Origin of the sequence: Pseudoalteromonas sp. SR41-8 (genome assembly GCF_014163915.1) — a bacterium.
GTDB lineage: Bacteria > Pseudomonadota > Gammaproteobacteria > Enterobacterales > Alteromonadaceae > Pseudoalteromonas > Pseudoalteromonas rhizosphaerae.
In genome coordinates this window covers 24,331-37,654 of record NZ_JACJEE010000010.1, presented here as the reverse complement: position 1 = coordinate 37,654, position 13,324 = coordinate 24,331, and the positions used below count along the sequence as shown (strand labels likewise).

General features: G+C 43.8%; 6 protein-coding genes and 1 tRNA gene. All 7 read left to right on the top strand.

What is annotated here, in order from left to right; genetic code table 11:
* Positions 1-19: 19 nt before the first annotated feature.
* Entirely contained in the window at positions 20-874 is an 855-nt protein-coding gene (gene folP / locus H5162_RS08625; RefSeq protein ID WP_145239195.1) for a dihydropteroate synthase, read from the top strand.
* A gap of 2 nt (positions 875-876) precedes the next feature.
* A complete protein-coding gene (gene glmM / locus H5162_RS08620) occupies positions 877-2,226 on the top strand; it encodes a phosphoglucosamine mutase (protein ID WP_145239192.1) in 1,350 nt (449 codons plus the stop codon).
* A 72-nt stretch (positions 2,227-2,298) separates the two neighbouring features.
* On the top strand, positions 2,299-3,048 hold the full coding sequence (gene tpiA, locus H5162_RS08615) for a triose-phosphate isomerase (protein WP_182778287.1): 750 nt from the start codon (positions 2,299-2,301) through the stop codon (positions 3,046-3,048).
* Between the two features lies 1 nt (position 3,049).
* Positions 3,050-3,400 carry a preprotein translocase subunit SecG gene (gene secG, locus H5162_RS08610; protein ID WP_169019853.1) on the top strand — a complete coding sequence of 117 codons (351 nt, stop codon included), beginning with the start codon at positions 3,050-3,052 and terminating at the stop codon, positions 3,398-3,400.
* Positions 3,401-3,482: 82 nt separating this feature from the next.
* Positions 3,483-3,567: transfer RNA gene (locus H5162_RS08605), tRNA-Leu, on the top strand.
* A 216-nt stretch (positions 3,568-3,783) separates the two neighbouring features.
* Positions 3,784-4,503, top strand: a complete 720-nt coding sequence (locus H5162_RS21510; protein ID WP_182778285.1) for a Crp/Fnr family transcriptional regulator — start codon at positions 3,784-3,786, stop codon at positions 4,501-4,503.
* Positions 4,504-4,706: 203 nt separating this feature from the next.
* A complete protein-coding gene (locus H5162_RS08595) occupies positions 4,707-13,298 on the top strand; it encodes a GH36-type glycosyl hydrolase domain-containing protein (protein ID WP_182778283.1) in 8,592 nt (2,863 codons plus the stop codon).
* Positions 13,299-13,324 lie beyond the last annotated feature (26 nt).

Genomic DNA, 13,324 nt, shown 5'->3' with positions numbered 1-13,324 from the left:
GATGTATTGAAGGTGATAGATGACCACAGTTAAGTTACCTAGAGGTCGCAGTTTACACCTCGACACCCCAGTTATAATGGGGATCTTGAATGTCACTCCTGACTCTTTTTCAGATGGCGGGCGCTACTATCAAACAGACAGCGCTGTCATACAAGCTCAAAAGTTACTCGCAGATGGTGCTACCATATTAGATATTGGTGGCGAATCAACACGTCCTGGTGCGCCTGATGTTAGCCTTGAGGATGAATTAGCCAGAGTAATACCCGCAATCGAGGCAATTCGTGCTCACAGTGATAGCGCCGTTAATGATTGCATCATTTCGATTGATACCAGTAAAAGTGAAGTAATGCGTCAAGCTATTCTAGCTGGTGCTGATATTGTTAATGATGTGCGTGCTTTACAAGAGCCAAACGCACTGGTAACAGTTGCTCAGTATCCAGACGTTGCGGTGTGTTTAATGCACATGCAAGGCCAACCTCGAAGTATGCAAAACTCTCCACATTACGATGATTTATTCAGTGATATAAATGATTTTTTTGTACAGCGGATCAATGCCTGTAAAACAGCGGGTATTCAGCGCCAGCAACTTATTTTAGACCCCGGGTTTGGCTTTGGTAAAACCCTCAGTCACAACTACCAATTACTGGCGCGGTTTAATGAATTTAACCACTTTGGTTTACCTGTTTTAGCAGGACTATCGCGCAAATCAATGATTGGCAACTTATTAAATAGACAAACAAACGAGCGCCTTGCTGGCAGTTTAGCAGGGGCATTAATTGCAGCGCAAAATGGCGCAAAAATTATTCGTGTACATGATGTAAAAGAAACCGCAGATGTGCTTGGCGTGTGGCAAGCTTGCGAACAAGGAATTTAAAAATGAAAGAAAGAAAGTATTTTGGCACCGATGGTGTACGTGGCATGGTGGGTGAATACCCAATTACACCAGAATTTGCACTTAAATTAGGTTGGGCTGCAGGCAAGGTACTATCAAAAAATGGCACTAAGAAAGTCATTATTGGTAAAGATACTCGCATTTCTGGTTATATGTTAGAGACATCACTTGAAGCAGGTTTGATCGCCGCAGGTATCGATGTGGTGTTACTTGGCCCGATGCCGACGCCAGCCGTTGCGTATTTAACGCAAACATTTCGTGCTGAAGCTGGAATTGTGATCAGTGCATCTCATAACCCATATCATGACAACGGCATTAAGTTTTTTTGTGGCCGAGGTTTGAAGTTAGCTGATGAAGTAGAGCTACAAATTGAAGCAATGCTTGATGAACCAATGACCTGTGTAGCATCTGATAAGCTAGGTAAAGCCCGCCGTTTAGAAAGCGCTGATGGCCGTTATATTGAGTTTTGTAAAAGCCAATTCCCACAAGGCCTGTCGTTAGAAGGTTTAAAGATTGTATTAGATTGTGCCAATGGTGCAACTTATCATATCGCACCATCAGTAATGCGTGAATTAGGCGCGCAGATAATTAGCCATGCTTGCGAGCCAAATGGTGTAAACATCAACCTAGAATGCGGTGCTACCCATGTTGATGCATTAAAACGCAAAGTATTAGAACATAATGCTGATGTCGGCATTGCCTATGATGGTGATGGCGACCGTGTAATGATGGTTGATCACAATGGCCGTGTCTTTGATGGTGATGATATTGTTTACATTATTGCCTGCCAAGCTGCCAATGATGACATGTTAGGCGGCGGTGTTGTTGGCACGGTAATGTCTAATATGGGTCTTGAGAACGCGCTTAAAGCGAAAGGTATTGAGTTTGCTCGCAGTAAAGTGGGTGACCGTTATGTAATGGAATTACTACAAGAAAAAGGCTGGAAAATCGGCGGTGAAAGCTCAGGGCATGTATTGAATCTGGATTTGATCAGCACCGGTGATGGCATCATTTCAAGCCTACAAGTTTTGGCTGCTATGGTGGCGCAAAATCGTACGCTAAAAGATCTTGGCGCAGGGTTTGTTAAATACCCGATGAAGATGATTAATGTGCGCTATAAAGCGGGCACAGATCCAACACTTGCACCAGAGGTTATTGCTGCGGTTGCTGATGTTGAAAAACAACTTGCTGGTAAAGGCCGTGTGTTATTACGTAAATCTGGCACTGAGCCGGTTGTTCGCGTGATGGTAGAAGCCGAAGAAGAGAAAATAGTCCTTGATAGTGCACAAAAAATTGCTGCAGTTGTCGAATCTATGAGCAAACAAACTGATTAAGAACAATAACCTCTTGTAACTTTGGGCGAGTCGAGTTACTATCTCGCCCGCTTTCTAATGTGGAGTGGAAAAATGGCAATACGCAAGCCAATGGTCGCAGGCAATTGGAAAATGAACGGCTCGAAAGAGTTAGTACAGCAATTATCTGACGCTATCAACAACGTAAAATCAGATGAGATAGACGTTGTGGTATTTCCACCTTACCCATTGTTACCTATGCTAACAGCAACAGGTGTAACAACTGGGGCACAAACGGTTTCTGAAAATGAACCGGGTGCATTTACTGGTGAAGTTGATGCGCAATTAATTAAAGATTTAGGTTGCCAATATACGTTAGTTGGTCACTCTGAACGTCGTAGTATCTACGGCGAAAGCAATGACACTGTTGCAGCTAAGTTTGCTCGTGCACAACAAGTGGGTTTAACACCTATCTTATGTGTTGGTGAAAGTGAACAGCAACGCGAACAAGGTCAAACTGAATTAGTCGTTGCTGCACAAATTGATGCAGTAATTGATAAATTAGGTCTAGCAGCACTGAAAGATTCTGTGATAGCATACGAGCCCGTTTGGGCCATTGGCACAGGTAAGACTGCATCGCCTGAACAAGCACAACATGTGCACAAATTTATCCGTGATAAAATTGCTGCTAACAGTAGTGATTTAGCACAAGGGCTGACCATTCTTTATGGTGGCAGCGTAAATGAAAAAAATAGCGAATTATTATTTGCACAACCAGATATAGACGGCGGCCTGATTGGTGGCGCTAGTCTAAAAGCAGAGTTATTTACTGCAATCTGCGAAAGTGCAAAAGGGACCGTATAAGATGTACGAAATTTTATTAGTAGTTTATTTAGTTGTTGCTTTAGCGCTTGTTGGTATGGTTTTAATTCAACAAGGTAAAGGCGCGGACATGGGTTCATCATTTGGTGCTGGTGCCTCTGCAACCGTTTTCGGTTCGTCAGGTGCAGGTAACTTTATGACAAAAACAACTACAATCTTAGCCAGTGTTTTCTTTGTGCTAAGTATTGTACTAGGTAACTTAACTGCAGGTCAGATCAAAAAGACTGATGAGTGGGAAAACCTAGAAGCAGCACCAGCAGTTGAAACAATTGCTCCTGCAGCTGATGATGTTCCAGTAACATCAACGAAAGAGAAATCTGACGTACCAAATTAATACTTATTAAAAGTATCGTTAAACGATTTATCATCCTCAAATAAATCATATGTTTAACACCTAAAGCGAAAGCTTTAACAATGCGGTTGTGGTGGAATTGGTAGACACGCTACCTTGAGGGGGTAGTGCTTTCGGGCGTGGGGGTTCAAGTCCCCCCAACCGCACCATCTTATAAAAACCAGTAACAGCGATGTTACTGGTTTTTTGCTTTTTGTGGTCTGCAATTAGCACAGACTCTCACCTCGATTAGCTTCCCCGTTTATTTAAATTAGCCATCACTTCAAGTATAGCGCTGTAGCGCACAGACGAAAAACGACGGTTAGTCCAAGTTATCAATAACTATTACGTTCTTTGATATATGGATTTATCCATTGGAGGCCTGAGTGACTGCAACGTGCACCTTACCAGTTGTAAGCAATCATTTATTAAACTATTTACCTAGACTCGAATACCAATGGTTTGTTGAAAATTGCACGCCAGTAGAGCTGTTGTTTGGCGAAACACTCAATATTGCTGATGAAGCGATAAAATATGTTTATTTTCCAGTAACGGGCTGTATTTCATTACTTATCGAGGTTGTCGAAAAACAGTCTTTTGCGATGGAATTAATTGGTAATGAGGGCATGCTAGGTGCCACGCTTGCGCTTGAAAACTCAAACGCTGCTATGAAGTCGATCGTCCAAAGTTCAGGACGTGCGCTACGAATGGACGCCGCAAAATTTAATCACAGGTTAGAAAGCAATCCGCTAGTGAGAAAATTAATACTTAATTATCTCTACGTGGTGATGCAACAACTCGCTCAAACGGGCGCATGTAATAACGCTCATGAAGTGAAGCAACGCCTTGCTCGATGGCTATTAATGACACAGGATCGTACTCATTCAGATCATCAGCAGTTAACACATCAGTTGTTAGCGAAAATGCTGGGAGTAAGGCGCAGTGCAGTGACGATTGCGGCAGGTTATTTACAGCAGCAGGGAATTATAAGTTATAACCGCGGACAGATTAGTATTTTGTCCAGAGCTGGCCTCGAACAGTCATCCTGTCAATGCTATTTTGCAGCGGTGAATAGTTACCAAAAAACATCAGCTATTTATAAATAGCAGACAATGCTCTGCGCTATATCGCAACAGATAGTGACTATGTGCGTTGTCGTACCGAATCATAGAAATTTTCCAGTTACATTATCTCTAATGAAATACAGAAAGTATGGCTCTGAAAGTTAAGCTGTTCACACACATGAGCTCATTTTAAAAATAGTACTCTCAATTAGCGATCACCAATCAGCAGAGAATTAGGGACAACTATGTCAAATATCATTTCTTCACTATTTTGCTCTCAACTTGCAAAACCACCGTGGAATAGTGTTCAGCCTGTTCGCGAAGAACTCTTCGGAGTTGAGCGATTAGAGCAGCATGCAATCAGTTTGGCTCAAGCACAAGAAGTGTCAAAATCAACTGCCAGAGTTGTATCATTACAGGTTCGTCTCAAACAAAATGCATCAGTATTGTTGGCGGCCTATCATGCTAACGCCAAAGCATTGGCTGCAGGGCACAGTGTCGTTCCTGCGGCGGAATGGCTACTGGATAATTATCATTTAATTGAGCAACAAATTCGTGAAGTCAGAGATGATCTACCAGATGGCTTTTATCGCCAATTACCAAAGCTAGCCAGTGGCCCTTTCGCAGGGTATCCACGAGTTTTTGGTTTGGCGTGGGCGTATGTTGCCCACACGGATAGTCATTTTGACGAGCAGAGCCTTTGTAAGTTTATAAAAGCCTATCAAACCATCAATTTTCTCACCATTGGCGAACTATGGGCCGTCGCGATTACGTTGCGTATAGTATTAATTGAAAATTTACGTCGACTTGTTGACCAAATTTCTGTTGGTCGCATTGACCGTGATGATGCGGATCAGCTTACTGACCGTCTTATGGTGTCCGGCAGCGCAGATACTGTTTTATTAGCTGAGCTCCAAACGCGTTCATCAGCCCCTTTATCGGAAGTTTTTGCTGCACAACTTGCGAAACGATTACGCGATCAAGACCCACATATCACTCCCGCGCTGAAATGGTTAGAACAAAAATTAAATGAACAAGGCCTTAGCGTTGATGATGTAGTTCAACATTCGCAGCAACGCGAAGGTGCGTCCAATGTGACGGTTCGAAATATCATAACCAGTATGCGGTTGATCACCGATATGGACTGGACTGATCTTTTTGAAAAGGTCAGTCTCGTTGATGAAAAATTGCGTTGTGCAAGTGCATTTGGTGACATGGATGCCGTTACTCGTAACCTATACCGCAATGCCATTGAACAATTGTCACGAGGCTCAAAGCTTTCTGAAGTTAAGGTCGCGAAACTGGCACTGCAGGCGGGCAGAGATGCAAAGAAAAATACCCACAACCAACAAGAAGCCGAGCGCCTTGGTGACCCCGGTTATTACTTAATCGACAAAGGCAGAGCACAGTTTGAACAATCACTTAAATTTCGCCCTAATTTAGGGCTTTGGCTCAGCCGATTGCATATCAAAATCGGCTTAGTAGGTTATGCCGCATCAATTTTACTCTTAGCACTTGGATTAGTGATTGGATCTATTTCTTTATTTGGTTTTCGCCAGTTGCCACTCGATTTATTCTTAGTATTAATAATTATCGGGTTTTTACCCGCCACCGAAATTTCAACCGCAATTATTAATCGTTCGGTAACTTGGCGGCTAAGAAATGGCACGTTACCTGGGCTTGAATTTAAAACAGGTGTGCCAACGTCATTACGCACTTTGGTCGCGGTGCCAACATTATTGACTAATTCAAGCGATCTTTGTCAACAAGTAGAGCGTTTACAAGTGCACTATTTAGGTGGGGTCGACGGCGATTTAACATTTGTATTATTAGTTGATGGTTTAGATGCCGATCAACAAGTGTTAGAAAGTGATAATCAAATGCTGACAATAGTGGCAGAACAAATCGACCGTTTAAATCATACTTATCCATCCGGTCCTGCGGGTAAGCGATTTTTATTACTGTATCGAGGTAGACAATTTAACCCCAGTGAAAATAAATGGATGGGGTGGGAGCGCAAACGAGGCAAATTACATGAATTAAACCGTTTGCTGCGAGGAGCCACTGATACTAGTTTTATCCCCTTGGCTGGCAGAACATTAGAAGTCCCAGAAAATGTTCGCTATGTGATCACACTTGATGCTGATACGCGGTTACCGCGTGAAACTACCTTACGGCTTATTAGCCGGATGGGGCATCCGCTTAATCGTCCTCGCTTTAATGTTAAGACACAACGGATTGAAGCCGGTTATGGCATTATTCAACCTCGTGTCACGCCTTCATTGCCTATTGGTGCACAGGGGTCTTTTTATCAACGTGTTATTTCCAGTCCGGGAGGAATGGATCCTTACGCAGCGGCAAATTCAGATGTTTATCAAGACTTGTTTGGCGAAGGTTCTTATACCGGAAAAGGCATTTATGATATTGATGCATTTGAAGCAGCCCTTGCTGGGCGAGTAAAAGAAAATGTAATGCTAAGCCATGATTTATTTGAAGGTATATTTGCGCGTGCGGCGTTGGTGTCGGATGTTGAGGTTGTTGAAGAGTTTCCTGCTCGCTACGATGTATTGGAAAAACGGCAACATCGTTGGACTAGAGGAGACTGGCAACTATTACCTTGGATATTCGGTAAATTTTCTGGCGCAGATGCCGTGTCGTGGGTTGGTCGTTGGAAATTATTGGACAACCTAAGACGTTCTTTAATTGCACCAATCACCTTTTTGGCATTGCTGTTATGCTGGCTATTGCCATTACCATTAGCAGCAATAAGTACGGTTTTATTATTAGCTACCATCGCCATTCCAGTATTTACTCCCTGTTTATTTTCACTTATCCCACCAAGACCTAGTGTCGAATTTCGTCACCATATTCGAATGTGGTTTGGTGATTTGCGTCTAGCATCAGCGCAAGTGTTTTTTAAAGTGGCATTTTTACCTGATCAAAGTTGGCGAGCCATGGATGCCATCGGGCGAACATTGATCCGCTTATTTGTCACTCGTAGTCATCTATTAGAATGGACCAGCTCGGCGCAATCCAATGGTGATCCGCGGCTGAATATTCTCGGCTTTTATAAAACAATGTACCAAGGCACACTCGTTAGTCAGCTAATATGCTTTGCGATACTGATCAATATGCCAGCGACTTTGCCGCTCGTGTTGCCATTTTTATTACTATGGCTAACAGCTCCTCTATTAGCTTATTGCAGTAGTCGTCCTATTGCGACAAGCGACCTTAATAACGCAGAACCATATGCTGATATGCTTAGATTGACCGCTCGTCGAACATGGCGTTATTTTGAAACCTTTGTGACTGATGAAGACAATATGTTGCCGCCAGACAACTTTCAACAAGAGCCAGAACCGGTGATCGCGCATCGTACATCACCCACTAATATTGGACTTTATTTATTATCAGCCGTTGCTGCGCGAGATTTTGGTTGGATAGGTCTGCACGCTGTCGTTAATCGTTTAGAAGCAACCTTTGCCACCCTTAATAAGTTAGCTAAGTGCAAAGGGCATTTTTATAATTGGTATGCCACCCAAAACTTAGCAACGTTAAATCCAGCGTACGTTTCCTCAGTAGACAGTGGTAACTTTGCCGGCCACTTGATCACCTTGGCGAACGCTTTAGATGAATGGCAACAGATGACCACAGATCATCATTTCAACACGGGGATGCAAGATAATCTCAGCTTGCTGAGTGAGGCCATTACAACGAATACTTTAATTCACTCACAAGATTCCCAAGTACTGAATGCTATTGTGGCCGAAATAACCGCGCTGATTGATACTGCGGGTACGATAGAGCATATCAGCCCTAGCATAATTAAATTAGTTAACCACGCCTTCGAACTCCCCATATTTGAGTTAACTGCGGATGCTACCTTTGATGATATTAGGTTTTGGCTGCAAGCTATAGCGACCTTGGCTGGTGAGCAATTACAAGATCATCAATTGAAAGTTTATTCGGCTCAAGCAGATGTTAACCTAATGCACCAACTGAAAAAATTAGCAAAAACAGCGCGAGAGATGGCTAACGGGATGAACTTTGCTTTTTTAATTAATCAAGAAAGAAAGTTGCTATCGATTGGTTATTCGCAGTCTGACAATAGTCTTGACGCTAACTGTTATGATTTACTGGCATCTGAAGCGAGATTAGCCAGCTTGTTTGCTATTGCCAAAGGCGATGTGGCTACTAAACATTGGTTTCATTTAGGACGCACAGCAACGCCATTAGGTAAAGGCTCTGCACTGATCTCTTGGTCAGGCTCGATGTTTGAATACCTCATGCCGTCTTTGATCATGCGAGCGCCAGTAGGAAGTTTACTTGAACAAACCAACCGCTTAGTGGTTGAACGCCAACAAAGTTACGCGAGTCAACTGGGGATCCCATGGGGGATCTCTGAGTCAGGTTTTAATGCCCGAGATATTGAATTTACCTATCAATACTCTAATTTTGGCGTGCCAGGTTTGGGCTTAAAGCGAGGGCTGTCAGAAAATAGAGTCATTGCCCCCTATGCAACAGGCTTGGCAAGTATGATTGATCCAGCTGCTGCTGTAGAAAATTATCAACGGCTACACAGTATTGGAGCATGCGGGCGTTATGGTTTCTTTGAAGCGTTAGACTTTACTCCTTCACGTGTGCAGTCGGGCAGCGACGTTGCCATTGTTCGCAGTTTTATGGCGCATCATCAGGGCATGACCATTGTCGCTATTTTAAATTGTTTACGCGATGGCTTAATGCGTTCGCGTTTTCATCGAGAGCCATGTATTCAAGCCTGTGAGTTACTGTTGCAAGAAAGAATGCCCAGAGATGTTGCAATAGGGCATCCTCGCGCTGAAGAAGTCAGGGAATCTGCCAGTGTTGATGCCAGTGAAGCAAATACAGTTAGGCACATAAATGTTGCAATGGATGTGGAGCCGACCACGCATCTATTATCAAATGGACGCTATACAGTCATGTTAACGGCAACCGGCACAGGGTATAGCCGTTGGGGGAATTTTGCGATTACGCGATGGCATAGCGATCCGAGCTGTGATACCAGTGGTTCATTTATTCTGCTACGAGATGTTGAAACCGCCAAGCACTGGTCAAGTACTGCGCAACCCTTTGTGAGCTCTGGTGGTGAGTTTAATCCGTGTGTTTTTAGCGAAGATCACGCAAGGTTTATGAAAATAGAAGGAAACTTAACCACCACAATGGATGTGTTAGTGTCGGGGGAAGATGATGGTGAAGTAAGAAAAATAGCAATAAGCAATCAAGGTCATTTCAGTCATGAAATAGAGCTTACCTCATTTGCAGAATTAGTACTTGCAACAGCTGCGAATGATAACGCCCATCCCGCATTTGCTAAAATGTTCGTGCAGACCGAGTTTAATCAAGAATATAAAGCGATTATCGCGACGCGGCGCAAACGCTCTGCAGATGACGCTGATATTTGGGTTGGCCATTTTGCGATTATAGAGGGAGAGATAACGGCAGAGCCACAATATGAAACCAGCCGTGCCGAATTTATCGGGCGTGGTAATAACTTAGTCAGTGCACAAGCCATGACTTTAACCGCATGCTCTTCGAGTAAGGAGCTATCAAATACGGTGGGGTGTGTACTGGATCCCATATTGTCCTTACGATATCGTATTAAAGTGCCTGCGCAAGGAGCCGTGAACATCGCATTTTGGACCGTGGTGGCGCCGTCCAAAGAAAAACTAATAGCGATGATAGACAGGCACAACGATGCTAATGCTTATGATAGAGCAAAAACGCTGGCCTGGACCCAAGCGCAAGTACAGCTTCGTCACTTAGGTATTGAATATACCGAGGTGGCAGATTTTCAACGCTTAGCAGCCCCAATTTTATATGCAGATCCGCGCTTTAAAGCGTCATCAGCAGACATCATAAAAGGGATTAAGTGTCAGTCTGAACTGTGGGCGCAGTCAATTTCTGGTGATCTCCCCATCGTGTTGTTATTAATTGATGATATTGAAGATATCGCAAAGGTTAAGCAGCTTTTACGGGCCCATGAATACTGGCGAATGAAGTGTCTAGCGGTCGATCTGGTGATCATCAATGAACACCCCTCGGGTTACATGCAAGACTTACATAATGCAATAGAGACGGCTGTGCGCAGTAGCCAATCTCGACCATCTTTTAATCGTGATTATTTGGCAGAGCAGAGCATTGGGGCAGTGCATGTATTTCGTGCTGACATGATAAACAGCGAGACTCGCGATATGCTGCATGCTATTGCCCGAGTGGTTTTAGTCGCTCGCCATGGCTTTATAAATAAGCAATTTTTTCTACGTACAGCAAAAACGCGCAATCACGCGGTAACTAGCATGCTAAATCATCAACCACGAACGTTAAACGCGAATACACAATTGCCAAAAGCGAACTTACCAGAGCTGGAGTTTTTTAACGGTTTAGGCGGTTTTGCTGATAATGGGCGTGAATATGTCATTCGTTTGCACAATGGTGAATGCACGCCTGCACCTTGGCTTAATGTTATTGCTAACCCGAGTTTTGGCTTTCATATTTCGGCTGAAGGCAGTGGCTATACGTGGTCAGAAAACAGCCGAGAAAACCAACTGACCACCTGGTCAAATGATGCCGTGTCAGACCCCATTGGTGAGATTGCTTATGTATGTGATAAAGACAGTGGTGAAATTTATACTGCAACGGCTCAGCCCGCACAGGACAAGGGCAGTTATATAATACATCACGGTTATGGTTTCAGTCGGTTTAAGCATCAGGTTAGCGGACTATCATTAGATTTATTGCATTATGTGCCACTGGACGATGCAATTAAAATCTCTCGATTAACCATACACAACGAGTCAGGTCGAAAACGTCGGCTGTCAGTAACGGCTTATGTGGAATGGGTCCTTGGCACATCGCGTAGTACCTCTGACTGTTTTATTACCAGCTCGTTAGATGCAAACAGCAATACAATTTTATTGCATAATCGGTGGGGAATGGCATTTCCAAAACGTGTTGCTTTTGTTGATATGGCAGGTGCGCAAACCGCATGGACAACCGATAGGAGCGAATTTATTGGCCGCAATGGCACTAAGGCAGCGCCAAGGGCTCTAAGTCAGCAGGTATCTTTATCTGGTACTGTTGGTGCAGGTTATGATCATTGCAGCGCTTTACAAACTGATATTGAGCTTGCTGATGGTGAAAGCCGTGAAGTTATCATGTTTATTGGCCAAGGCGACTGTGAGCAACATGCCTTAGAATTGGTTAGCAGTTACCGACAAAGAGATCTGGATGAGGTGTTTGCCGGTGTACAAAACCATTGGCACACCCTATTAAATAAGGTGCAGGTAAAAACCCCGGATCGCGCTATGGATATTATGCTCAACGGCTGGCTGATGTATCAAACTATAGCGTGTCGAATATGGGCGAGATCTTCTTTTTATCAAGCCAGTGGCGCTTATGGATTTCGTGATCAACTGCAAGATGGTATGGCCATAACCTTAAGCCAGCCTGCAATAACCAGAGCGCATATTTTACGTGCGGCGGGTAGGCAGTTTGTTGAAGGTGATGTACAACATTGGTGGTTGCCGCATTCCGGACAAGGGGTACGAACTCATATCTCAGATGATCGCGTTTGGTTAGCACTGGCGACCGCAAACTATATAAAAGTAACGGGTGATAAAGCGATATTAACGCAAGCTATCCCATTTTTAGAGGGCAAGCCGCTTGGCAAAGAGCAGCATGATGCCTACTTTAAACCGAACGTTAGCGAAGAGTCTGCCAGTCTATTTGAACATTGTGCTCGCGCACTGGATCAAAGTATTCAGTTAACGGGTGAACATGGGCTGCCATTGATGGGAACTGGCGACTGGAACGATGGCATGAACTTAGTAGGAGCGGCTGGAAAGGGCGAGAGTGTATGGCTTGGCTGGCTGTTGATACGTGCTATAGACTTATTTGCCGTTTATGCGCTTGAACAAGAAACTGAAGCGGATCGACTACGAGGCAAGCATTGGCAAGAACATGCTGAAAAAGTGCGTATTTGTATTGATGAACAAGCATGGGATGGACAGTGGTATCGTCGAGCAACATTTGATGATGGTACTTGGCTTGGGTCAAAAAGTAATGATGAGTGTCAAATCGACTCTATTGCTCAATCTTGGGCGGTATTGGCAAATGGTACAGATCAACACAAAGTCATGACAGCCATGTCTGCCGTTGAAACTCATCTTATCAAGCAGCAAGAACGGTTGGCCTTGTTATTTACCCCGCCTTTTGATCAAACCACTCATAATCCTGGATATATTAAAGGTTACCCTCCCGGTTTAAGAGAGAATGGTGGTCAATACAGTCATGCTGCTATGTGGTTTATTTTAGCGTTAGCTAAGCAGGGCGAAGGTAAAAAAGCCGTGGATTTATTTGCCATGGTCAACCCGATTAATCACGCCAGCGATAGCGAAAAAGTCCAACGTTATAAAGTTGAACCTTATGCCGTAGCCGCTGATATCTATTCAATTTCACCTTATATTGGCAGAGGTGGTTGGACTTGGTATACCGGTGCTGCTGGTTGGATGTATCAGGCGGGGTTAGAAGGTATTTTAGGTATTCGTCGTGAGGGTAAAAATTTAATTATTCAACCCTGTATCCCCGATCATTGGCCTGAATTTAGCGCTGCAATAAAAATCGCGAATAGCCACCTTGATATAACAGTAAATAATCAAGTACCGCTTGCGAATAATCTATTGCATGCAGAGCTTAATGGTATTTTATTAGCTAACCAAGGGTCATTGGTGAGTGTGGAGCTCAAAGACGGCTATCATCGTTTGATGATATCGGCGAGCGTCAAGTCAGATAAGCATTAGCCGCTGCAGATTGATTAACCGAAGCT

What these genes read in the sequence shown, in the direction of transcription:
- folP (WP_145239195.1), top strand. Translation starts at nt 20, where the DNA reads ATGACCACAGTTAAGTTACCTAGAGGTCGCAGTTTACACCTCGACACC.
- glmM (WP_145239192.1), top strand. Translation starts at nt 877, where the DNA reads ATGAAAGAAAGAAAGTATTTTGGCACCGATGGTGTACGTGGCATGGTG.
- tpiA (WP_182778287.1), top strand. Translation starts at nt 2,299, where the DNA reads ATGGCAATACGCAAGCCAATGGTCGCAGGCAATTGGAAAATGAACGGC.
- secG (WP_169019853.1), top strand. Translation starts at nt 3,050, where the DNA reads ATGTACGAAATTTTATTAGTAGTTTATTTAGTTGTTGCTTTAGCGCTT.
- H5162_RS08595 (WP_182778283.1), top strand. Translation starts at nt 4,707, where the DNA reads ATGTCAAATATCATTTCTTCACTATTTTGCTCTCAACTTGCAAAACCA.